General features: G+C 49.2%; 21 protein-coding genes. 14 read left to right on the top strand and 7 right to left on the bottom strand.

What is annotated here, in order from left to right; genetic code table 11:
• Nucleotides 1-19: 19 nt before the first annotated feature.
• From IPL71_RS19290 to IPL71_RS19260, 7 genes are all read right to left on the bottom strand, one after another.
• Complete coding sequence (locus IPL71_RS19290; protein ID WP_345324456.1) at nt 20-1,054, bottom strand: SH3 domain-containing protein; 1,035 nt, start codon at nt 1,052-1,054, stop codon at nt 20-22.
• A 948-nt stretch (nt 1,055-2,002) separates the two neighbouring features.
• On the bottom strand, nt 2,003-2,878 hold the full coding sequence (locus IPL71_RS19285) for a hypothetical protein (RefSeq protein WP_345324454.1): 876 nt from the start codon (nt 2,876-2,878) through the stop codon (nt 2,003-2,005).
• A gap of 13 nt (nt 2,879-2,891) precedes the next feature.
• Complete coding sequence (locus IPL71_RS19280) at nt 2,892-3,698, bottom strand: methylase (RefSeq protein WP_345324452.1); 807 nt, start codon at nt 3,696-3,698, stop codon at nt 2,892-2,894.
• Nucleotides 3,699-3,886: 188 nt separating this feature from the next.
• Nucleotides 3,887-8,074: a DNA-directed RNA polymerase subunit beta' gene (gene rpoC, locus IPL71_RS19275; protein WP_514130822.1), complete on the bottom strand. Its 4,188-nt coding sequence runs from the start codon at nt 8,072-8,074 to the stop codon at nt 3,887-3,889.
• 310 nt (nt 8,075-8,384) lie between these two features.
• Entirely contained in the window at nt 8,385-9,095 is a 711-nt protein-coding gene (locus IPL71_RS19270) for a hypothetical protein (RefSeq protein ID WP_345324449.1), read from the bottom strand.
• Nucleotides 9,096-9,104: 9 nt separating this feature from the next.
• A complete protein-coding gene (locus IPL71_RS19265; RefSeq protein ID WP_345324448.1) occupies nt 9,105-12,155 on the bottom strand; it encodes a transglycosylase domain-containing protein in 3,051 nt (1,016 codons plus the stop codon).
• Between the two features lie 83 nt (nt 12,156-12,238).
• Nucleotides 12,239-12,688, bottom strand: coding sequence for a MaoC/PaaZ C-terminal domain-containing protein (locus IPL71_RS19260; RefSeq protein WP_345324446.1), 450 nt, complete (start codon nt 12,686-12,688; stop codon nt 12,239-12,241).
• Nucleotides 12,689-12,843: 155 nt separating this feature from the next.
• Here IPL71_RS19260 and IPL71_RS19255 point away from each other — a divergent pair, with 155 nt between their 5' ends.
• The 14 genes from IPL71_RS19255 to IPL71_RS19190 form a co-directional block, all read left to right on the top strand.
• Nucleotides 12,844-15,222 (top strand): MGH1-like glycoside hydrolase domain-containing protein, encoded by a 2,379-nt coding sequence (locus IPL71_RS19255; protein WP_345324445.1) that lies wholly within the window; start codon nt 12,844-12,846, stop codon nt 15,220-15,222.
• Nucleotides 15,223-15,332: 110 nt separating this feature from the next.
• Entirely contained in the window at nt 15,333-15,743 is a 411-nt protein-coding gene (locus IPL71_RS19250) for a hypothetical protein (protein ID WP_345324443.1), read from the top strand.
• Complete coding sequence (locus IPL71_RS19245) at nt 15,722-17,056, top strand: alpha-amylase family glycosyl hydrolase (RefSeq protein ID WP_345324441.1); 1,335 nt, start codon at nt 15,722-15,724, stop codon at nt 17,054-17,056. The genes IPL71_RS19250 and IPL71_RS19245 overlap by 22 nt, the downstream gene beginning before the upstream one ends.
• Nucleotides 17,053-17,310 carry a hypothetical protein gene (locus IPL71_RS19240; protein ID WP_345324439.1) on the top strand — a complete coding sequence of 86 codons (258 nt, stop codon included), beginning with the start codon at nt 17,053-17,055 and terminating at the stop codon, nt 17,308-17,310. Before IPL71_RS19245 ends, IPL71_RS19240 begins: the two co-directional genes overlap by 4 nt.
• 30 nt (nt 17,311-17,340) lie before the next feature.
• A complete protein-coding gene (locus IPL71_RS19235) occupies nt 17,341-18,384 on the top strand; it encodes a glycosyltransferase (RefSeq protein ID WP_345324437.1) in 1,044 nt (347 codons plus the stop codon).
• On the top strand, nt 18,381-18,872 hold the full coding sequence (locus IPL71_RS19230; protein WP_345324435.1) for a hypothetical protein: 492 nt from the start codon (nt 18,381-18,383) through the stop codon (nt 18,870-18,872). The genes IPL71_RS19235 and IPL71_RS19230 overlap by 4 nt, the downstream gene beginning before the upstream one ends.
• Nucleotides 18,772-19,599, top strand: a complete 828-nt coding sequence (locus tag IPL71_RS19225; RefSeq protein ID WP_345324433.1) for a glycosyltransferase — start codon at nt 18,772-18,774, stop codon at nt 19,597-19,599. The genes IPL71_RS19230 and IPL71_RS19225 overlap by 101 nt, the downstream gene beginning before the upstream one ends.
• 11 nt (nt 19,600-19,610) lie before the next feature.
• Nucleotides 19,611-21,431 carry a glucosyl-3-phosphoglycerate synthase gene (locus IPL71_RS19220; protein WP_345324431.1) on the top strand — a complete coding sequence of 607 codons (1,821 nt, stop codon included), beginning with the start codon at nt 19,611-19,613 and terminating at the stop codon, nt 21,429-21,431.
• Between the two features lie 24 nt (nt 21,432-21,455).
• A complete protein-coding gene (locus IPL71_RS19215; RefSeq protein ID WP_345324428.1) occupies nt 21,456-22,760 on the top strand; it encodes a cation:proton antiporter in 1,305 nt (434 codons plus the stop codon).
• On the top strand, nt 22,760-23,122 hold the full coding sequence (locus IPL71_RS19210; RefSeq protein ID WP_345324426.1) for a hypothetical protein: 363 nt from the start codon (nt 22,760-22,762) through the stop codon (nt 23,120-23,122). The genes IPL71_RS19215 and IPL71_RS19210 overlap by 1 nt, the downstream gene beginning before the upstream one ends.
• On the top strand, nt 23,119-23,457 hold the full coding sequence (locus IPL71_RS19205) for a cyclic-di-AMP receptor (protein WP_345324424.1): 339 nt from the start codon (nt 23,119-23,121) through the stop codon (nt 23,455-23,457). Before IPL71_RS19210 ends, IPL71_RS19205 begins: the two co-directional genes overlap by 4 nt.
• Nucleotides 23,458-23,471: 14 nt before the next feature.
• Entirely contained in the window at nt 23,472-23,732 is a 261-nt protein-coding gene (locus tag IPL71_RS19200) for a cyclic-di-AMP receptor (protein ID WP_345324423.1), read from the top strand.
• A 76-nt stretch (nt 23,733-23,808) separates the two neighbouring features.
• A complete protein-coding gene (locus tag IPL71_RS19195; protein WP_345324421.1) occupies nt 23,809-23,970 on the top strand; it encodes a hypothetical protein in 162 nt (53 codons plus the stop codon).
• Between the two features lie 118 nt (nt 23,971-24,088).
• On the top strand, nt 24,089-24,802 hold a 714-nt coding region (locus tag IPL71_RS19190; RefSeq protein WP_345324419.1), incomplete at its 3' end, for a hypothetical protein.

Genomic DNA, 24,802 nt, shown 5'->3' with positions numbered 1-24,802 from the left:
CTGTAGATGGGGAAATTATCTATGGGCATGCTTTATTTTTAGGGCTGCATGGGACAAGCCAGTATTGTTCGTTTGCTTCGGTGGTCCAGCCCTCAAAAGGTCGGTCCACTCCTTTGATCTTCCACCAGGTCACACCATTGATGCATTTTGGGCCTTCAAGAATCTCAAAAACAACACCCGGCTTGATCATATCAATTACGTCATAGCTGCGCCCCGGGCCGTTACGCAAACGATTGGATGTAGGTGGATCGAACGCGACGTAGGCATATTCGCCCACATATAATCTGGTCGGGAACACTTCATTCTTCCATGGATCTGCAACACATGAACCGTCTGGATTGATCGTGGTTACTCCCTTTAAATCAGATCCCGGGACCCATCCTGAAATATCACCAACAACTGCAAATCGAAAATCTGCTTCGCTATCATCAGAATTATCTTGCAGTTGAATTTGTCCAAACTCATCTGCGTAATATTCATTCCACGAGTCAAAGATATATTTACCTTCACTCATACCGGTTGAATCTACTTTATACAAGAGCATGCGTACTCTTTCACCAGGCTGAAGACCAGACACGTAAAATGTCTCCCCACTTGAATCCCACTCCATATTTAAATTTGGAGGCGGAACAAAAAAAGTGATCGTAACCACACCGCTATCCCCGGTGAAGGTAAACCGATATTTTCCAAACTGACCTTCCACTGGGAAATATTCATAATCGATAACAGCAAAAGAACGATCATCATACGCATTGTACGTTGTAAATGGACGTGCCGCGGCGGTTGTTTCTTTATATATTTCGCCATTGGGTGTTTCAATTACGACATTGGCCTGCTCACCCAACACCCATCCACAAACCGTAAGCTTAATGGGTTTCGGATCAGGGGAATTTGGATCCTTATGTTCACTGTTGAAACCCTCCGATGGAGAGTTAATATCATAATGTGGACATTCCGTAGGTCCACCGCCTCCACCAGAAGCTGAAAAATGTATCTCCACCAGAATATCTTCTGGTGGAACTCTATCTGCTTCATCTAATGAAAATATTTGCACTGGCGGTAAATAAGAATCGCAGTGGCCGTAATTGGGGCAAGTGTCGAAATAGAACGAGGGGTGTGAGTGACCATTACTGCAGGGCTGGAAAAAGAGGAACAAGCCAGGATGGTCATTACCAAAATAAGAATAAAGGTGATATATACCTGATTAAAATTTTTTTTTTTGCACTGGTGGCCTCGTTTGTAAGGAGATTCTTCTAATTGGGTCTTCAACTTATCCAATTTTATCGGATATTTTTTCTGTTCTTCTTGATTATAATTTCCTGCTCAAAGCTTATATTCACCAGACTAATTAAGATCAACAACATTTCCGCCATAGGTTTGCATAAAATCTGTAGAGGGGGAGTTATTATTGTTATTAATGACCGTGTTTCTTTGGTTTCTTTTTTGGATATTTATACTCCTGAATATTTTCAAATTATACTTACATTCCTTGGTGAAATTAGTCTGATTTTAACTGCGGCTTATAAAAAATAATTAAGTAAGAAAGACTTGGTTTGTTTTGAGGGCTGCTGAGATTGTAATTGGTGCAGTCTTGTATTGGGTTATCCATCCTACTTTTCCTGGCGCCGTTTTTTATCAGCAGGAAAAAGGAAGTTTAGCAATTATTCCGCAAAAGCTTCTCCGGGAGTGTGTTCGTTGCTTGTCAAGTATGCTCCAATTATCCAAAAAGGAATGCTGACAGTGGAGTAGTCAGCATTCCTTTTAAAAATAAATAAAAATTGTTAAGCGATACATTAAAAGTGACAAATCTAAACGCAAATTTCTTGAATGAGGCGAATGATGCGAAAACCAAAAATAATTCGAGGAATTCGTCAATTCGTGTAATTCGCGTTAAAAATTTGGGCATTTTTCGATATGTACGGTAGAAAGCAAATAAATAAAAGTTGAGGATGTGGCGTTTACGGAATAATTACACCGACTCCCCGGGTTGAGCAAATTCCGTTCAAATCTTTATCTGAACAGATCGTAATGGTTGCTTTGATTTCGTGCCCAGATAGGTTGTAGCCAAATAATGGTGAACTTTGGATGTAGGTCTCGCCTGCTCCAAATGAATCTTTTGTATTGCTCCCGAACAGCCGTCGCGGCGGGAGAATTCATTTTGTAATTGCACCTGCGTTATATCCATTGTTTTATCCTTTATCGAGATATAAACTGACTTAAATAAAACAGAACTGGTATTTTTTAGCTTAATATTAACCCACCATTGACCGTTGCAGGTGTCTACACCGACATAATCTGCGTTGAAGGTTGGCGGCGGCGGGACTGTATTTGTAGGAATAAAGGTCGCTGTGGCAGTGGGCGTGGGCGGCGGAGTATGGATCGGCAATTGCAAAGTAGGGCCGGTCAATGTTGCATATTCTCCCCATACCCAGCAATATTCTGCGGCGTTGCTTGCATCCGGATTGCGGATATACCAATAATTAGTGGTCGGGTCAACAGCCAGAACCTCGGCAGTTTCACCAATTAATAACGAGCCTTCCCGGGGATAGACCTTTCCTGGTCCACTGCGACAATTGGTATCCACCGAAACAGTGATCAACGTAATGGACGGTGTGGACGTAAATTCGAGTGTGGGGGTGGCGGTCTCTGTCGATGTGAGAGATGGCGTGAAGGTAAAAATCGCCGTTGGTTCCAGCGTGGGTGACGATGTTTCCGTTGGCGCGTTTAATGTCAATGCGGCTACTGTTTGGGCAATGGCATTGTTGAGGTCTATTGGAGTTGCGGTATCAGGTACGGTGGAGATTGCAGGCACTGCACATGCGATGCTCGCGATCAATAATACGGTTATTGGAAAATAAATTCGATGAGAGCGTGGCATAATTTTTTCCTTCTTATTGATTCCAGATTAACCAGCCTTTACTTAACCATTTTCTGTGCAGGTCTATTTTATACCCCTTTGCAGCCAAACTCTCCGCAGAAGCGACAAACCATTGTCTCAACCCAAACACTTTGGCAAAAGCCGTCTCTGCCGCAGAACGTTTCCAGGCTTCCACGAAATCATAAATTTCATCGCCCGGTACCACGTGATGAATATAATTCTTGGGCAGTACAGCTTGGAAATCTATAATATCAAATCCCAAGCGGAAGTTTGTACTGAAAACCAGCGCTTCAAATTTCCAATCTTTTTCCTGCTTCCTTACAACATTCGCCGCCCAAAGCTGCCCAAACGGCGTGGATGTGCCTTCGATCATTAATCCGCCGGGCAATACATATTCAGCGAGACGTTCGTACGCGGGCGCAAAATCCTTTTCTTCATATTGACGCAGGACATTAAAAGCGCGGATCAACCTTACCCGTTCACCTGATTGCAAAGGCAAGTTAAATCCGCCCAGCCGAAAGTGTGTGATCTCGTCTGCATAAGGTAATGCCGCGTCGACACGTTCCTTGTCAATTTCAACACCGAGGATCGGAAGATTGGGATTGATACGCCGAAAGCGTTCGGCGCTTTCGAGGGTGGTACGAGGATCAAAGCCATAGCCAAGATCAATGAAGAATGAATCAGCGAACAGGTTATCGGTCCGCGTGAGAAGCGAGGGCTCATAGAGCAGAATAAAATTATCGACCCGGCGAAGTCGATTCGATGCAGTCTTGCCGCGGGTGGGAAGTCCAATTGGTTTTTTGCTTAAGAATTTTTTCATGTATTCATATTATGAGTGCTTCGAAATTTTGGAGTCCATCAGCTTGCTGATGGATTTGAATCGACATTGCTGAGTTTCACATCTTTCGTAGACAGCAAGCTGTCTGACTCCATATTGTTTTCGCGAATTACTAATATTAAAAAGAAGGACGACCTTTGCAGATCGTCCTTCTTTTATTTCGTTTTGACTTACAAGTTCATGTCTGGAAGATTTGACCACTGTGTGGCGTTGTTCTGAACCTTCTCGTCTGCGAAGCGCCCGTGGATGAAACCTGTGCCCGCGGGGATGAGCTTGCCGATGATCACGTTTTCCTTCAAACCGTAAAGCGGATCGGTGGTGGAGCCGATGGCCGCGCTTGCCAACACTTTAATCGTGTGCTGGAAGGAAGAGGCCGAGAGGAACGAGTCGGTGCTGAGTGAGGCTTTCGTCACGCCGAGCAAAACTTCCTGTGAGCGCGCGGCGGTCTTGCCTTCAGCCAGTAAGGCTTCGTTGATCTTGCGGATTTCAAGGCGGTCGACTGCGTCACCGGGCAGATACTTGGTGTCGCCGGGGCGGGTGACTTGCACTTTGCTCAACATCTTGCGGATGATGACTTCAAAATGTTTGTCATGGATGTTCTGACCTTGTGAACGATACACTTTTTGCACTTCGGTCATAAGGTACATCTGGCAGGCGTCACGTCCCTGGATCTTCAACACGCGATGCGGGTTGAGTGAACCTTCGGTAAGCGGCTGACCAGCCTCAACATGTGCGCCGGCTTTGACGAGCAAGCGGGAGGTGGTGGGGATGTCTTCAATGACCTCTTCGCGTTGTTCGTAGGAGACGATGATCTTGCGGTCTTTCTTTTCCACGGCCACACGTCCGGCGTGCTGGGCGGTGATGGTGGCTTTGTCTTTGGTTGCGAGGATCTCGCCAACCTGTACTTCAGATTCATCTTTAGCGACGAATTTCCAATCTTCAGGAAGTGCGTATTCGTCGTGAACCATTTCAGCGTGTTCAATGCGGACTTCGCGCATGTCTGCATATTTTTCAGATTGTTGAACGAAGACCATACCGCTGATCTCAGCGACAACGGCTTCACCCTTTGGCATCTTGCGGGCTTCGAAGATTTCTTCCACGCGGGGCAAACCAGTGGTGATATCGGATGCGCCGGTTGAAGCCACACCACCGGTGTGGAAGGTGCGGAGGGTCAACTGTGTACCAGGTTCACCAATCGACTGGGCGGCCACGATACCGACTGCGGAGCCAAGCTCAACCATTTCGCCGCGGGCGAGGTCAATGCCATAGCATTTGGCGCAGATACCGTGACTGAGCTGGCAGGTCATCGGGGAGCGGAGTTTCATTTCTTTGATGCCCGTGTTGGCGATCTTGCGTGCCAGATCATGGGTGATGACATCGTTGTACTCAGCAAGGATTTCGCCGGTATTTGGATCAAGTACGCGCTCGGCAATCAGACGGCTGTACATACGGCTCATCATGGACTGACCAGCGACATCGTCTGTGCTGCGAATCCAGATGCCTTCGTGCGTGCCGCAGTCAACTTCGTTGATGATGATGTCCTGTGCAATATCCACAAGACGGCGGGTCAGGTAACCGGCATCCGCGGTACGAAGAGCGGTATCCGCGAGACCTTTACGAGCACCATGGGTCGAGATGAAGTATTCCTGAGCAGTAAGACCTTCGCGGAAGTTGGAACGGATCGGCATCGGGATGATGCGGCCTGAAGGATCGGCCATCAAACCACGCATACCAGCCAGCTGCGAAATGGTGGAGAAACCACCCTTGGTCGCGCCGGAGGTCGCCATGGTCGAAAGATTGCCATCGGGATCCATGTGTCTCTTCACGGCCTGACCCACACGGTCTGTGGTTTCCTGCCAGATCTGAATTTCACGTTCGTTCTTTTCCTGCTCGGTCAACAAACCACGGCGGAAATCGCGAAGTACAACTTCAACGGCCTTAAGAGCTTCGTCGATGATGCCTTTACGTTCCGGCGGGATGGAGATATCGGCCACCGCGAGCGTGGTACCGGATTTTGTAGCATATTCAAAACCAATGCTCTTGACTGCATCAGCGACATCGGTCGTGACTTCCTGTCCGCAGAGTTCGTAAACTTCAGCGATCAGATCCTTCACGCCGCCCTTGTCCAGTTTCATATTGACGAACTGAACTTGTTCAGGCAAAACGCGATTGAAGAGTACACGGCCAATGGTTGTGTTAATAACACGGGTCTGAGCCTCGGGTAGACGGTCATTGTTTTCGTCGTACCAGGTTCTGGCGAGGAATTTGATCTCGGTGTGAACATCCACCTGATTGAGTGCGTACGCGAGTTCCACTTCATCAATGGTCGCGAAGGCACGGCCATCACCACGATGGACAGCTTTCTTTTCCATGGTCAGGTAATAGACACCCAACACCATATCTTTGGAGGGTGAGATGATCGGCTCACCATCCGCGGGTTTGAGCAAGTTCTTCGAAGCGAGCATGAGTTCGCGGGCTTCGGTAACTGCCTTCTGTGAAAGCGGAACATGGACAGCCATTTGATCGCCGTCAAAGTCCGCGTTGAAAGCGGTGGTGACGAGCGGATGCAATTGGATGGCGGAGCCTTCCACAAGGATCGGCTCGAAGGCCTGAATACCGAGGCGATGCAAGGTAGGCGCACGATTGAGCATTACCGGACGATCGCCGATCACGCTTTCAAGAGCTTCCCAAACTTCGGGTCTGTTGCGTTCGATCAAACGGCGCGCACCTTTAACATTGGCGGCGTAATTATTTTGTACAAGTTTCGCGATCACGAACGGACGATACAACTCAAGCGCCATGCTCTTGGGCAGACCGCATTGATTAAGTTTCAATTTCGGTCCAACCACGATCACGGAACGGCCGGAATAGTCCACGCGCTTGCCGAGCAAGTTGCGGCGGAAACGTCCTTTTTTACCTTTGAGCATATCGCTCAAGGATTTACGTTCGCGGCGTCCACGGCGGGAGAGAGCTTTGCCGCGCTGCGAGTTATCGATCAAACTATCAACGGCTTCCTGCAACATGCGCTTTTCATTGCGGATGATAACGTCAGGAGCGCCGAGTTCGAGCAATCTCTTCAAGCGGTTATTGCGGTTGATCACGCGGCGATACAGATCATTAAGATCGGATGTCGCGAAGCGGCCACCGTCCAACTGAACCATCGGGCGCAGATCCGGAGGAATGACCGGAAGAACGGTCAGGATCATCCAGGCCGGACTATTGCCAGAGCGGCGGAACGCTTCCACGACCTTCAAACGGGTTGTGGATTTCTTGCGCTTCTGCTTGCTCTTGGTGGTGCGGACTTCATGCCAGAGTTCTTCAGAAAGTTTATCGAGATCAAGACGTTCGAGAATATCGAAGAAGGCCTCAGCGCCCATGTCGGCACGGAAGACCTGTCCCCAACGCTGCTTCAATTCACGATAGCGGATTTCGCTCAGGAATGTAAAGGGGCGGAGCTCCAACAGTTCATCACGCAAGCGTGAGGAGTTATTCGAAGAAGCGGTGGTCTGATTCTCCAATTCGCCGCGTAAAGCTTCCATGTCCTGATCGGCCTGTGCTTTGATTGCAGCGGCTTGAGTCTTAAGACTCTCGATCTCGCGGATCTTCTTGTCATTTGATTCGCTCTCAAGTGTTTCCAATTTCTTGGCAACGGCCTTTTGAACAAGAGTAATATGTTTGCTATGGATCTTGTCACCAGCATCGATGATCTTCTCACCGGTCAGCTCAAAGACGATGGCTTTCTTGGCGGCTTCACCCATTTGTTCCTGAAGCTGCTTCTCAAGTTTTTGGCCTTCCTTGGTGATGGGTTCCATCTTCTCGGCGATGTTTTCATCGTAGCCTTGTTGCAGAGAAGCCTGCTTTTGTTTGAGTTCGGCAATATCATGATCGCGCTTTTGCTTGATCTCGGCAATTCTGGAGTTCACACCAGCAGCCTGCTCACGTTCTGATACTGAAATTTCATCTTCAAGACGTTGCAGGGCTTTCTTGCGGGCTTCCTCGTCCACATAGGTGACGATGTATTGCGCGAAGTACAACACGCGGTCAAGATTGCGGCGTGAGATATCAAGCAGCATGCCCAATTGAGAAGGGATGCGGCGCGTATACCAAATGTGCGCAACAGGTGTAGCGAGTGTGATGTGCCCCATGCGTTCACGGCGGACTGCCGAGCGTGTTACTTCGACACCGCATTTATCGCAGGTGATGCCTTTATAGCGCGGGTTCTTATATTTTCCGCAGTAACACTGCCAGTCGCGGGTGGGACCAAAAATGGCCTCACAGAATAACCCGTCCTTCTCTGGTCGCAAGCGGCGATAATTGATCGTTTCGGGTTTGAGCACTTCGCCGTAAGACCACGACATGATCGTTTGCGGCGAAGCAAGGCTGATACGGAGTGCGGTTAATCCCTTGGTTTCCACTGGATTCTCTCCTAAAAATAAAATACGATTCGAAGTGTCTCTGCAAAGCGTGTAGCTGGTCTATACCAGAGACAAACAAAGGCAAGCGCCATGAGAGTTTTCTCAAGCGCTTGCTGTGAATGACTTGTTTTTTACATCCAACTAGAGGATTATATGCACGTAGGGGATGCGCGTCAAGGGTGTTAACTAGTGAAGAGTCCCTGATTTTAAAGCGGAATCAGCGCTTCTTTCCCAATCTGGAGCCTGATTCTGTTTACTGGGGCACTTCCCGCAGTTGAAGATCTGAGAAAACCACCCCGATGGTCGATTTATTACTGGGTTCTGCAGCCAGATATAGTCTTCCCATTTTGAATTTTTCATCTTTAAACGATGCTGCCAGCACGCCATTTAAATAAATCCGGAAATTTTCCTCGTTGCAGATCACGCGCAGTCGATTGTTTTCGTTCATGCTGGAACGTAATGCAGTGTGATATGACCAGGCCATCAATTTATAAAATAACAATTCACCTTTTTCGTCTTTTGCAAAAGTTCCAAACGTGAAGGATGCCTGGGCTGAGACGAGAAACCCATATCCGCCTTCTGGTGAGAAGCGGGCGTAAACTCCAGCGCGAATCCATTCCTTGTCTCCTTCGGTAAATTTGATGTTCACGCTAATATCAAAGTTATCGAGCAGGCCGGAGCTTTTTAAAACATAATATGAATTCGTCTGTGGGTTGAACTTTCCGCGCAGTTCGGACGGGGAGCCTTTATGAAAGGTTAAGTTACCTTCGTTAACCGCTTCCCAGCCCGGCATGATCTTATTGCCAAAGTCAGCGCCGAGCAGCAAGTCGCCCATGTCTGGCTGGGGTGTCAGAGTCTTTGCGAGGCGAAAAGAGGTGCCGCAAAAGTCGCAGGTGGCAATATCCATTTTTGCTGAGTGGGCGGGCAGGGCCGCGCCGCAGTTGGGACAGTTAAGCGCATTCATAGGGTTAGGTTAAGGTGTCGCTATCGGTGTTTCTGTTGGTGTTTCGGTGGGAAAGAGAGTGGGGCTGGGAGTCTCGGTGGGGATGATGATCTCAAGCGTGGGAGTCTCTGTCGGGGTGAGAGTGGGGGCAGGAGTCTCTGTGGGTGTAGACGTAGGCACCGTGGGAAGAGGCAGGCTGAGGTTAAGGGTGATGCGTTTTTCCACTTCCGTTTTATCGCCGATCAGAGTCAGGCGTAATGAAATGATCCCGTTCGGAATGCTGGTTAAATTCCATGAATAGAGTGTGTTGTCTTTGACCGGGTTGTTGCTCTCGCTTAGGACAATCCATGAGGCAGGGTCGGCGCCGGAGCCGTATTCGAGGATCCATTTTTTGAATCCTTGATCTGCGGCTGCGGAGCCTTTGATTTCCAGTATTGCGGATGTGATCACTTCGCCGTCGTTAAGGTTGATCTCGAGGATGGGCTGCGGATCGCTGGCATTGCATTCGCGATCGGGCGCGTAATATGGTTTGCGCGGCAAGCCATGATCTTCAAGCCAGAAGCGGCCATCTTCAGTGCCGAGCCAGTCACGCGCCCATTTGTCGCTGATGTTTAAAACCGTTTCATCTTCTGTGGGGCCTTTGCAGGCGTCGGATGCTTCAAGCCCGGTCCATAAGTCAATTTTTACGCGGCGGGCGAGGTCTTGTCCTGGTGGAAGCGGGGGTTGGTCAGATGCATATACTTCTGTGTATTGATTGTTGCATGAGTTGGATGGTTCTGTACCTGAGAGACGGCAGACAACTTTATCCATGATGCCTGCTGGACGGTTGAAGGGGGTTGGTGCGCCGTTGGTGAGATAGGGTACGGCGAATTCCATGAATTGTGACCAGACTGGAGCCGCGCCGCTCAAACCCGACGAGCTGACCATGGGAGTGTAATCTGCGTTGCCGACCCAAACACCGGTGACCAGGTCGGGAGTGTAGCCCATTGTCCAGTTATCGCGGATGTCGTTGGTGGTGCCTGTTTTGGCTGCAACAGGGAAAGACAGGTTGAGCGCGGAGTTGCGTCCAAAGGTGAACGAGCGGGCTTCGTTGTCTGAAAGAATGGATGAGATCAGGTAGGCATGTTCGGCACGGATGACCTGCTCGCCGGCTTCTGGTTTGTATTCATAAATAATGTTGCCTGCAAAGTCGGTGATCTTGAGAATGGAAACCGGCGGCATTCGCTGCCCGCCGTTGGCGATGACGGAATATGCCGAGGTCATATCGATCAGGCTCACGTCGCCGCCGCCCAAGGTGAGCGAGAGTCCGTAGTCATTGCGGGTGAGTGAGGTGATGCCCAGTCTTTCAGCCATGCCGATCAAGCCTTCTTTTTCGGGCGTGTTCGGGTCATCATAGATGCCGACAAATTCAAGGGCTTTGACTGCGGGAATGTTAAACGAGTTGGAGAGTGCGAGTCTTACTGTCAGTCCGCCGTGGAATTTTCCATCATAGTTTCGCGGTTCATAAGGTGGATTTACACCATCAGGAAATTGAGTGGGCACATCCCAGATCAATGTGGAGGGGGTCCAGCCTTTTTCAAAAGCGGCGATATAGGTGAAGGGTTTGATGGACGAGCCCGGTTGACGTGTGGGGCTGGTTGCCATGTTGATCTGGCCTGAAATCGCATCGTTGTAAAAATCGGGCGAGCCGACCATCGCGAGAATTTCACCTGTGGATGGGCGGATGGCAACCAGTGCGCCATTATGGGTATTGTTATCCACCATGGCGGCCACTTGATCGGTGATAAGTTGCTGGGCTTTGTCCTGCATGACAGGGTCAAGTGTAGTGTAGATCACGAAACCGGAGCGGTAGATGGTTTGCGCATCGTATTGTTCTTCAAGCTGCGAACGGACAAAGTTAACCCAGTGCGGGTACTTGGCGTCAAACGAAGGGGTGCGGAATGCGTAAACCTTCATTTCATCTGCGGCTTGTGTTGCGATCGTGGCATCCACGCAGACGGGTGTGTCGCTGTTGCTGACTTCAATACAACCTTGCTGGGTGCTTATCTCAAACATTAGCACCAGCACTTGCTGCTGGCGGATCAAGGTGGTATCTGCATTGGTGTAAATATCATAGACAGCCGGTGACTGCGGCAAGCCTGCCAGGAAGGAGGCCTCGCCCATCGTCAATACTTTGGCAGATTTGCCGAAATATGTTTCAGCGGCGGCTTCAACACCGTAGGCGAGGTTTCCGTAATAAATCTCGTTGAGATACAACTCAATGATCTCGTCTTTTGTATAGCGGCGGGTGATCTCAGCGGCGAGAATGATCTCGCGTGCCTTGCGGGTGACCGTGCGTTGACTGCGTTCTTCGGGCGAAAGGATCAGCGCACGCGCCAACTGCTGGGTGATGGTGGATGCGCCGCCGCCCTGCCCGCCAGTGACATAGTTTTGCCACAAAGCGCGGACAATGGCGACCGGATCGAAGCCCGGATTGCTGTAAAAATCCTTGTCTTCTGTTGCGATGGTTGCCGCTACAAGATTGGGTGAAATTTCTGAAAGTGGAATGTAGGTGCGGCGGCCCGCGTTGGGGTCGAGAATTTCGTAAAGCACCTGTCCGTTGCGGTCTAAAATGCGCGTGGTTTCAAATTGTGAAGCGCGGTCGCGCAGATCTCCCACCTCGGGTAATTCGCTGGCGATCGAATAATATTTATAAACAAAATAGGAGCCGGTACACAGCCCCACGATCACAGCGATGAAAGCTGCTGCGATCAAGCCGCGCAGAAAACATCCCATATTCCGAAATGACGCAAAGCGGAAGGATGAAGGCGGAACCACAGACGCGGCTGCCTTTACAGGTGCAGATTGGTGCGGCTGCGAATTGGGAGCGATCTGATATGCGGCGCGTGTGACGCGTGTGCCTTCCACGTCAGTTTCATCCACGCGGCGCGGCAGGGGCATGTTGTCCTTATCCAGTGCGGGACGATAATATTTTTCGGTTGTTTTGGCGGGAGGTTCGATCGGGGCGGGGTTATACACCCCCTGGGTTTCTTCTTCTGACTTTAAAATTCGGCGTAATCTGTCGTTGTCTTCGTTGCTCATTTGTAACCTTCGATTCTGCCCATCTCCGCGAATTTATGGAGCTTTCATTTGTAAAGGTCGGCAGAGATTGGCAGAACTGGAACTTATTTTGGTTTGCTTAACACCAGCAGATTCAGAGAACCGCGTTGGCAGATTTCGTCACTTTGATTCTTTACAATGATGGCCGCGATGATCGCGCCGCCGCCGATGCGCGGCAGAGCCTTGGTTTCGGTGATCGTTAACTCGGCAGAGATCGTATCACCGATAAAGAACGGCTTAACGAATTTCCATTCGGTGATCTCGCGGAAAGCCAATACTGTGCCTTCCAGAAATCCCGTCTGCATGATCAAGCCTGTGGCGATGGACAGGCCCAAAAGTCCATGGGCGATGCGCTGACCGAATTGAGTCTTGCTTGCAAAAGCCGCATTGGTATGGATCTGATTAAAGTCGCCCGTTAATCCGGCGAAGTTAAAAATATCTCCTTCGCTTACCGTCCGCCCAACAGTGTTCACTTTTTGACCAACAGAAAATTCCTCGAAATAAAGCCCGGCCATATATTTCTCTCCTCTTTTTGATTAGACACAAACGAAAGGCAAAATTGCCAGTTCATTTATTTACTGATCCATCCGTTTATCCGCTGTGCGGAGCAATCCGTTACTCAAATTATACCCGTTTGACCTGACACCATTTCGCCCGTACAATAGGCGCCATGCGCGATTGGTCTTTACGTCTCGGCGACCCGCTTTACCTTTCTTTGGCAGCGGATGCCCGCCTCTGCAAGCCTGACTACCTCAACGACCACATCTGGGAAGTGGAACTCGGCGCGGGAGACCCGGCTTTTGTTTCACTCTACACCACCTTTGGCTTGCGCGCACGTTCCATGCGTTTGTACCTGCGCTTCACAGAAAATAATACCTCTGTTACAGACCCTAACACCTTTATCGTCAAACCGACACTGCGCCGCTACTACCCAAACTTCCTAACCCTCGATTTTGTTCCCCTCGAAAATCTACATGTCACAACCGAATACTGGGTTCCCGAATCCCATGCGGTTGCCGGACGTATCATCTTCACCAACAAAAGCAACGCCATACGTCAGATCAAACTGGAACTATGCGCCGCGCTTTCTCCGCTTGATGGACAATCCATCATCCCCACACAACAACAATTAGTAAATATATTAGCCGGACAAACCAGCGGAATCGCACCTGTCGTGTTTATGACCGGCGGTCCCAAACATGGTCCCGGACCTCAACCCTCGCTTCTGCTCGAACTGGAGCTTGGTCCTGGTTCAACGAGACAGATTAGCTTCGCTGAAGCAGCGCTCGATACCGTGGCCCAATCCTTTGAATTGGCACGCCGCAGCGCAGCGCGTCCGTGGGAAGCCGAACGCGCCCGCATTGAAATGCTCGATGCCTCGCAAGTATTAGACATCCGCACCGGTGACCCGGATTGGGATGCCGCACTCGCATTCAGTCAAAAAGCCGCGCATGGACTGTTCTTCAGCGGCAGTGAACAATTGCCAAATCCATCGTTTGTCAATGCGCGCCATATTGACAACGGATTCTCACGCAAAGGTGACGGTGCAGATTATCCGCCATCATGGAATGGACAATCTCCGCTGGAGTCCTATTACATCTCCAGCATTTTGCATGGTGCGCCGCAGGTCACAAAAAATCTCATCCTCAATTTTCTTTCCACCCAAAATGAAGATGGTGAAGTGGATGGCAAACCCGGCATCTCCGGTCAGCGCGGAAAGTTGATCGCCGCGCCATTACTCGCCAGCCTTGCGTGGCGCTATTATCAAACCACACAAGATGATGCCTTTCTCGCGGAAGTATTTCCAAAATTAATTAAATTTTTCTGGGCCTGGTTCTCTTCCACGCATGATCGCAACCGCGATGGCGCGCCCGAATGGGATCACATTTTACAAACCGGTTTCGACGACAATCCCATCTTTGATGTTTGGAATCCCTGGTCGCAAGGCCTGGATATTTCCCTCGTACACAGCCCGTCACTTGAAGCCATGCTGTATCGCGAAGCCAGATCCATTGTGCAGATCGCAAGAAAACTCGGCAAGCACGAAGAAGAAACCATGCTTGTGCAATCACAAGCTGAATCATTAAAAAATTCCCTCGCGGCAAGCTGGAATGCGAATCAAAGTTTTTATTCGTACCGCGACCGCGAAACGGGACTGGTCTCAACCGGCAAGGTCATCGCAAAGAAAAGAGGTGACGGTAACCTGCGTCCGAAAGTGGAGTTCGAGCGTGGAGTCCGCTTGTTGATCGAGATCCAGACCAAAAATCCGGCAGCGAGGCGCCCCGAAGTGGAGATCAGCGAATACTTCACAAAATCCAAAGGTGAAGTTGAAACCATTTTGGGCCATCAATTCCAATGGCGCACTGGCGGATTGGTTGCCACCACTCAGAAATTATTTACACGCGTCGGCCGCATCGGCATCACCGGCCTCGATGAAAAAGATAAAGTTATTGTGAAATTAATTGACACCACCGGCGAAGACATCACACTCGCGCTTCCGCTTTGGGCGGGCATTCCCGAAGCACAACAAGCCAACGCGTTGATCGGACGTAACATTTCCACAGCGGATAGATTTGACCGGCCGTTTGGATTTCCCTCCCTCGCCGTTTCTCCCGACCCCGAAGCGGATGCAGTTTCGATGAGCGTTACCTTCCCGTGGAATCAGTTGATCGGCGAAGGTCTGCTCATCTACGGCTTCCGCGCCGAAGCCACACGCCTGACCGTGCATTTGATGAGTGCCGTCATTCAAAACTTAAAACAGAACCGCTCTTTTTACCAACGCTATCACGCAGAAAAAGGCACAGGCATCGGCGAACGCAATTCATTGCAAGGCTTCGCACCTGTGGGATTATTCATGCAAGCGCTGGGCGTGACCATTCTCTCTTCAACAAAAGTAAAACTCGAAGGCCGCAATTTATTCCCCTGGCCGGTGACCATTAAATACAAAGGCATCACCATTGTGCGCGGACTGGAACAAACCGTGGTGACATTCTTAAACGGCGAAAGTGTGATCGTAAAAGAAGAACAAGCCTGCATCGTTGAAATGTAAGTTTTACAAGATTCATTAAGAGACAGCCTTTGCTTTATAAAGCAAAGGCTGTCTCTTTTTATTTTACAGGGAATTAATCTTAAGCCAAAAAAAGCATGATATAAAAATTTATGACTTTTAAAGTTAATCAACATAAAAAAAGCATGGCAAGCAGCGAAATTCTCACTCATCTCATCTTTTTGTACGGAGAAGATCAAGCGCCGCAACTGCTTGACCGCGCACAAAAGTTACTGGATGCGTATCGTCCACGTATTCAGATGCGCGATGGCAAATTAACCGAGCATGATTCCATTCTCATTACTTATGGCGATCAAGTCCAATCGCAGAACGCAAATCCGCTGCAAACGCTTGCTAGATTTTGCAAACAATATTTGGCTCAGGTCATCGGCGGGATTCACATTCTGCCCTTCTATCCGTGGACTTCTGACGATGGCTTTTCAGTTGTCGATTATCGCAAAGTGGATTCATCTCTCGGCAATTGGGAAGATATGTTTCTGCCATGCAAAATGATTTTCGTTTAATGTTCGACGGCGTCATTAATCACATCTCGGCAGAAAGTGACTGGTTCAAGGCGTTTTTACAGGATGATCCGCGTTACAAAAACTATTTTATTGTGGTCGAAGATGCGCCCGATCTTTCACAGGTGGTTCGTCCACGGGCTTTGCCGCTGTTGACAATCTTCAAGACGCCATCTGGCGAGAAACAAGTTTGGACAACTTTCAGTGCAGATCAGGTCGATCTCAATTTCAAAAATCCCGAAGTATTACTTGAAATTTTAGACACCCTGCTTTTATATGTGGCACACGGCGCAACATTCATCCGCCTCGATGCAATCGCGTATTTGTGGAAAGAGATCGGCACGAACTGTATTCATCTGCCGCACACTCATCATGTGATTCAATTACTGCGTGCCGCGTTGGATGAAGTTGCTGCGCATGTGCATCTCATTACCGAAACCAATGTGCCACACGCCGATAACATCTCCTATTTTGGCGACGGCACGAACGAGGCGCAACTCGTGTACAACTTCGCCCTGCCGCCGTTGACTCTGCACACTTTCCACACTGGTGATGCACAGGCATTATCCAACTGGGCGATGACGTTGATCCCTCCTTCTGATAAAACAACCTTCTTCAATTTTCTCGCTTCACACGACGGCGTTGGCCTGAATCCCGTCCGGGGAATATTATCGAACGCTGAGATTAACTCACTGGTCGATAAAACCCTCGCGCACGGTGGGTTGGTTTCCTACAAACACAACGCTGACGGAACACAAAGTCCATATGAAATGAACGTTAATTATTTTGATGCGCTCTCGAATCCAAATGGAAACGAATCTTTGAGTTTGCAAATTAAGCGGTTTATTGCGGCGCAAGCCATTATACTTGCACTGACAGGCCTGCCGGGAATTTATTTCCACAGCTTATTCGGTTCGCGCGGATGGCTTGACGGCGTGCAACAAACCGGCCGCAACCGCACGATCAACCGTGAGAAATGTGATTTTGATATTTTGCAAAGTGAACTTGCAGATGAAGACTCTTTGCGTTCAAAAGTTTTCACAAGATATTGTCAGCTATTAAACGCGAGAAAAAGCACGACCGCATTTCATCCGCATGGACGGCAGAACATATTAAATATTCATCCGGCCGTGTTTGCTGTGGAGCGCATTTCACCTGATGAAAAAGCGCGCGTGTTATGTTTACATAATGTCAGTGCGCAGAAAATTATGGCTGCGACAGAATTTGAATCAGCAGCAGACCTTTTTACAGGCCGGTCTTTGCCGATCTCTGAGATCACCCTTGAACCTTATCAAATCTTATGGATGAAACTATGACACATCATATCGGTTTTATTTCCACCCGTTTCGCGGGCACAGACGGCGTTTCACTTGAAACGCAAAAATGGGCAACGGTCTTCGAGCGGCTTGGGCACAGGTGTTTCTATTTCGCTGGCGAATGTGATCGAAACAGCGACCAGTCTCACGTCACGCCTGAGGCGTTTTATCGTCATCCTGAAATTGAAAAAATAAATCAACAGGCGTATTCGGGCAGTTGGACCGTCACACAGGAGGCGCGCCACACATCCTGAGATCAAAAAATTGCACAAGGATTTTTCTCGGTGTATATCCGCCCGCCGCAAATGACGCGCCGTGTGAATGAGTTGAAGGAATATCTCAAAGAGCAGTTGTACGAATTTGCGCATCGTTTTGATCTGGAGATTCTGGTCATCGAAAATGCGGTGACGATCCCGCTTAATCTGCCGCTGGGTTTGGCGATCACAGAATTCATCGCCGAGACGGGTTTTCCCACCATCGCGCATCATCATGATTTTCATTGGGAGCGTCAGCGCTTTCAGGCGAATTGCGTGGGCGATTATCTCGCGGCGGCTTTTCCACCCGGCCTGCCATCGATTCGACACGTGGTCATCAACTCGTTGCAGGCGCAGCAGATCGCATCACGCTATGGATTGGCGTCGCGTGTGATTCCCAACGTGATGGATTTTGACTCCCCGCCGCCCGCATCAGATTCGTACACCGAAACTGTCCGGAAAGACTTCGGCATCACTGACACTGAATTTTTTTTTCTACAACCCACGCGAGTCATTCAACGCAAAGGCATTGAACACGCCGTTGAACTTGTACGCAGACTGGAACTGCCTGCAAAGCTGGTCATCTCGCACGCCTCCGGTGACGAAGGCACAGACTACGAACAGCGTGTGCGTGAATATGCTCATCTGTTGGATGTGACCGTTCGTTTTGAATCAGATCAGGTGCAGGATGAGCGCGGAGTCACACCGGATGGCAAAAAGATTTATACGCTTGGGGATGTGTATCCACATGCCGATCTGGTTACGTATCCATCCAGCATTGAAGGGTTTGGAAATGCGTTTCTTGAAGCTGTATATTATCGCCGTCCGATTTTGGTGAATAACTATTCGATCTATGAAGTGGATATTAAGCCAAAAGGTTTTCGCGCAGTTTGGTTTGATGGTTTTATCAATAAAGATACGCTTGAAATGGTGCGGCATATTTTGAAACATCCCACACAGGCGCATGAATGGGCCGAGGAAAATTATCAGCTTGCAAAGCGGCATTTCTCTTTTACCGTTTTGGAGCGCCGTTTGCAATCGATCCTCGCTGATTGTTTGGGACAGCAAATATGAACATTGCTATTTTGCATTATTCAGTCCCGCCGATCGTGGGCGGTGTGGAAAGTGTGGTCGCGCATCACGCATATTTAATGTCTGCCGGCGGACATTCCGTGCGGTTGATCGCGGCGCGCGGAAAAGCCTTGAGTGAAGATATTCCACTGGTTGTGATTCCTCTCGCCGATTCGCGTCATGCGCGTGTGACAGAAGTGAAAGATCAGTTGGATCGCGGTGAAGTGACAGCAGATTTTGAAACGCTGCGCGATGAACTTGGCGAACAACTACAGTCCGCTTTGATCGGCGTGGATGTTTTGATCGTGCATAATATTTGCTCACTGAATAAGAATCTCGCACTGAACTGCCGCGCTTCATCAATTGCATATTGCGGGCAAACTTCCGCGTTTGATCCTCTGGCATCACGATCTGGCATGGACAACGCCGCGTTATCAAAAGGAATTGCACGCAGGCTATCCCTGGAGCTTGCTAAAAACCGCATGGCCTGAAGCAGTTCAAGTCACGATCTCTGAGATGCGTCAAATTGAGTTGGCTGAGTTGATGCAGATCGACAAATCCCAAATCCATGTTATTCCCAATGGTGTGGATCTGGGGAAGTTTCTCAAACTGGAAGAACAGACTCTTGGCTACATAAAAAGACTTGACCTGTTACAGGCCAGTCCTTTGCTTTTACTGCCCGTTCGGATCACATCACGCAAGAATATTGAATTTGCTTTGCAGATTTTGGCATCATTGCGAAATGAATTTCCGTCTGCACAAATGATCGTGACCGGTCCGCTGGGCCCGCATAACTCTGCCAATCTTCAGTACTTTGAAAAACTGATCGCCCTGCGCGAAGCGTTAGGATTAAAAAACGCCGCGCATTTTCTCGCAGAATTAACAGATGAATATATTTCTGACGAAGTCATTTCAGATTTCTATAAACTTGCCGATGCGCTTCTGCTGCCCAGTTTTGAAGAAGGATTTGGTATTCCCATTTTGGAAGCCGGCTTTGCAGGCCTTCCCGTTTTTTGTTCAGACATTACTCCATTAAAAAAACTTGGCGGTGAATTCGCCGGTTACTTTTCTCCAAATGAGGATCCAGACCGTGCGGCAAAAATGCTGGCTGAGCATTTCAAGCAGGATAAAGTCTTCGGCCTGCGGACGTCTGTCCGCGAACAATTTACATGGGAGCGTATTTATTCAACAAAGATCGCATCCATACTGAAACCATAAAAGGAGACACAATGTACCCCATCCCTCAAAACGCTTTTATTGCAAAAGTTCTTGTGCCTGTTCTCGCTGGCTGTGACCAGAAATCCGCGATCCATGCCGCGCATTCGATCGCGGGCGATGAAAATGTTTATCTCTCCGGCTTTATCCATGTTCCCAAGCATCAGTCACTCAGCACAGCAACCATCGATGCGCGCAAACTGCGGCAAACGCTCAAACAACTTTACAAGGTAAAAAGAGGAGACAAGTGGGCGCAGGTGAATGTTTCGCACAATCCCTGGAGCGAGCTGATAAATGTTGTAAAACGTGAAGATGTCGACCTGTTGTTGCTCGAATGGCCCTGTCACTTTGATTCTCTGAATGTCACGATCGCGGAAGTTTTTGCGCAGGCGCCATGTAACATTGCCATTGTCAACCAATACATCGGAGCGGCAGTTAAGAACGTGCTGATCCCCATCCGCGGCGGACCATACGCCGAGTTAAGTTTACGCATTGCATTATCGATCCGCAATTCAAACAACGCCCAGATTTCATCTCTTCATCTTTTTCCGAACAACATCACACGTGATCAGGATGTGGCCTTTAAAGGCGTTGACCGTGTGCTGAAGAATCTGCCTGAAATTAAGCGCGAAGAAATTGTGACCGATAATCCCATCAATGCGGTTTTTGAAGCTGCAAAAAAATATGATCTGCTCATCATGGGCGCATCAGCGCGCCCGATAGACGAAGTCCCATCCATTGGGCCGGTTGCTGAAAAGATCATGCGCGAGAGCCGCAACGGCGTGATCGTTGTCAAAACAAAACTGCCTTATGAAATAAATCCCGCCAGTGAAGAGGCCGGGCAAACCGCCATTTCTGTTCTGGTGGATAAATGGTTTGCAGAAAATACATTTCACGCCGATGAATTTTCTGATCTGAAGTATTTACTTTCCCTGAAGCAAAAACAAAACCTGACCATCAGCCTCGCGCTTCCGGCGCTCAACGAAGAGCAGACAGTCGGCCGGGTGCTTAGAACGATCAAGAATGTTTTAATGACCCGCTATCCGCTGTTAGACGAGATCGTGTTGATCGACTCAAACTCCACAGACCGCACACGCCAGATCGCAGAAAAGATCGGCGTGCCAGTTCACATTCATCAAGAGATATTGCCGCAACACGGCGCACGTAGAGGAAAAGGCGAGGCGTTGTGGAAGAGTCTATATTGCACGCGCGGCGACATCATCATCTGGATCGATACCGATATCGTGAACATTCATCCGCGTTTTATTTATGGATTAATTGCCCCGCTTCTTCTGCGGCCTGAAATTGATTTTGTCAAAGGATTTTATCGCCGCCCTTTGAAAGTCGGCAACAAAATGCAAGCCGGTTCCGGCGGACGTGTCACCGAGTTAACTGCGCGCCCGCTCATTAATTTGTTTTACCCCGAACTCTCCGGCATGGTCCAGCCGCTTTCTGGTGAGTATGGCGGCAGGCGCAAAGTGCTGGAACAACTGCCATTCTTCTCAGGCTACGGCGTTGAGATCGGCTTATTAATAGACATGCTCGACAAGTTTGGATTAAGTTCGATCGCCCAGGTTGATTTGCAGGAACGCATCCATCACAACCAGCCGTTGGAAGCATTGGGCAAAATGTCCTTCGCCATTATTCAGGCAGTCATCAGAAAACTGGAGATCAAATATGGACAGGGCATCCTGGAAAACATTAATAAAACCATGAAGATGATCCGCTATGAACAGGATCGTTTCTTCCTTGATGTTGAAGAGATCGCCGAAGGCGAACGCCCGCCAATGATCGAACTCAAAGAGTACCTTGATAAATTCAAGGGAAAAGTTTAATCCACAATTATTTTTCGAGCTATCATGACATTAACACAATATCGACCCTATTTCTTCAACTCGGCGTTTCTCACTTTTGGTTTGATCATTCTGCTGGAACCGCCTCGTCGCGTCTGCAAGGAAATGGCGGGGTGTTTATTAACATTCTCTGGGGTCGCACCAAAGCTGTATTGGGCGAATTACTGGTGGCGGATCATCCTTGGCCCGTCCGTTATTAATATACTTAACCTGCCATTCATCGAACATGAATTAACCGAAACCGTTGCCAAACTTGGCGAGCTTGGCGTATTGTTATTGATGTTCCTCGCCGGCCTGGAATTGCATCTCGGTGAGATGAGAAAGAATTTGCGTGTGGCCGCCTTTGCCGGATTGATGGGCGTGATCTGGCCTGTATTGTTGGGATGGGGAGCAGGCCTGCTCTTTGGATTGGATCAATCTGCCTCGATCTTTCTTGGACTGACACTTGGCGCCACCAGCGTCAGCATTTCAGCCCAGACTTTGATCGAACTAAAAGCCCTGCGCAGCCGTGTTGGATTAAGCCTGTTAGGCGCGGCTGTATTTGATGATATTTTGATTATCCTATTGCTTTCTGTATTTCTCGCCCTGCAAGGCGGCGGTGGAAGTACATACGATGTTTTGATTATCGTTGTCCGTATGGTCTTGTTCCTTGCTCTCTCGGTCATGTTCGGTTTATGGGCATTGCCATGGGCCATTCGTCGTTTTTCCAAACTTCCCATTAGTCAGGGCTTGCTCACCATATCCCTCGTTATCATGCTGGCCTATGGAATCGCTGCTGAATATTTTGGCGGCATGGCTGCCATTACCGGCGCATTTTTAGCAGGGCTGATGCTGGCGCGCACACACGAAAAAGAGAGAATTGAAACCGGCATGCATGCGCTCGCATACGGCTTGTTCGTGCCGATCTTCTTTGTCAATATCGGTCTGTCCATTGACTTGCGTGAGTTTCAATTACAGGCGTTACTTTTTACAATTGTTATAATTGTGGTGGCAATTGCCGGCAAATGGATCGGTTCAGGTTGGGGCGCGCGCCTCGGCGGACTTTCGCGGCACGAATCGATTCAACTGGGCGCAGGCATGATCTCGCGCGGTGAAGTGGGGCTTATTGTTGCCAGCGTGGGCGTGAAGGATAATTTGGTAAACGCAGAAGAGTTTTCTGCAATTGTCGTTATGGTGCTGATCACCACACTGGTCACCCCGCCCATTCTGCGGGCATTGTTTGCGAAGAAAGAAGATCAGGAAAAGAAAAAGCCCATTGAGGCAGAGCAGGCCCCAGTTACCGTTGAAACGAAAGAATCGGAGGAATCCTAATGTATCTGGTCATTTTATTCTTGTATAATCCTGATCTGTTGGAGGAAGTGCTTAAAGAATGGAATGACGCCGGCGTGAATGGCGCACCTGTCCAATTCAGCACCGGCATGGAGAGGATCCTTCAAAAGCAGGGCATACGCGATGATATTCCGCTTATTCCCTCGCTTGATGATTTTTACGAAGCACCGGAAACGGTCAGCCGTACGATCTTTGCTGTCGTAAAAGAAGAAGCCATGATAGAAAAGATTCTCGCCGCCACACAACGTATTACGGGCGATCTAAATACCCCAGGCAGTGGCGTGCTTCTGGCAGTGCCCGTGTTTAAAGCATATGGTCTTGATAAATTAGGAGAATCAAAATGACAACATCTCCAGTCCATTTATTATTGGTGGCAGTGATTCAGGATCAAGACCTTGAAACTGCAACCAGAGCGCTTCAGGGAATTGGCGCATCGTTAACTTATCTTTCAAGCGCCGGCGGATTTTTGGGCCGCCGCAATGCGACCTTATTGATCGGCCTGCCGGTTGCAAAAGAAAAGGAGGCACTCGATGCCTTGCACACGGCCTGCCGTCAGCGGATTGAATATATGACCCTGCCGCTTGAAGGTTCGCCAATGCCGATGCCCGCGCCTGTACCCGTCACTGTGGGCGGCGCCACGGTCTTTGCCCTGCCTGTTGAAAGATTTGAACAAATCTAATGGGAGATACCACCATGAAAATGATCATTATTATTGTGCAGGACAACGACGCCGATACGCTGACACGCGCTTTCACGGCTGAAAATTTTCGCGTGACGCGTGTGGCATCCACAGGCGGATTTATGCGCAGCGGAGTTGTGACCATGCTGCTGGGTGTTGAAGATCCGCAGGTGGATGCGGCCATCAAAGTTGTGCGTGATGCGCTACCTTCTTCAGGCGAAAAGAAACGCGCAACCTTGTTTGTTGTTCCGGTGCAGCACTTCGAACAAGTGTAAATATTCATCTGCTCAATAAAGACGTTAAGCATGGAAATCCCCACTTGTTTAACGTCTTTTTTTATATGAGGTAACCATGCAAAAAAATTCAAGACTTTTTTTCGCGCTCATCTTGCTTTTGATCGCCGCCCTCGCCTGCGCCAATCCGCTGGGAGGTTCGGCTCCCGCTCCAGTTAATGTGGAAACAATTGTCGCCGCCACATTTCAAGCGCTGACAGCATCCGCGCCCGGCTCCTGAAACGGGCGTTACGCCTCTTCCTCCAACCTCAAGCCTGCTCCCGCATTCGATCTATTTTCTCAACACCGACAGCGCCGCGCTGGCACAAGTCTATCGCCTTGAAAGAGACGGCAAGACCGTGACGCAGATCACCTTTGAACCCGCGAAGGTGGAATATTATGATGTTTCAGTGGTGGATGGAAGCGTGGTCTATATCACCAACAATAAAATGTACACCGTCAACGCCGATGGCAGCAACCGCGCCATGATCGTGGATGGCGGAGTCGCTGATGAAAATAATCCTTATCTTACAAATATTTCCAATCCCGTTTTTTCACCTGATGCGCAAACGATCGCCTTTGGATATAAAGGTCTGAACTTTTATTCGATCGTTTCAGGACAATCCAACCGTGTGCTGGAGAATCAAATCAATGATCTCGGAAACGGATTGCTCGTGCCGCAGGAAATGTACTGGCCTGAAAAATACACTGCCGATGGCAGTAAGTTGATCATTACTCTTGGTTATTACGAAGGCGCCTCGGCCGCGATTTATTACCCGAACGGTAACGCGTTTGTCCGCTTGAAAGATGGAGAAGGCGCATTCATTTGCTGCGGCAATACAGAGTTAACCGCAGATGGTTCCGCTTTTTATGCGGCGTATCCATCACTTGGCATGTTCGCACCCGGCTTATGGCGTGTGGATACATCCACCGGCGCGGTGACCACGCTGATCAACGGCGACCCGGGCACCGGCACATTTCACTTTGCAGATGATCCCTACCTTGCCCCCGATGGACAGTTGTATTATTTTTATACCAGCCTGCCAGCCGGCCAGGAATTCATCAACCGCCCG

Source organism: Candidatus Villigracilis proximus, from assembly GCF_016717045.1.
Classification (GTDB): Bacteria; Chloroflexota; Anaerolineae; order Anaerolineales; family Villigracilaceae; genus Villigracilis; species Villigracilis proximus.
This window is presented reverse-complemented; position numbering and strand designations above follow the sequence as displayed.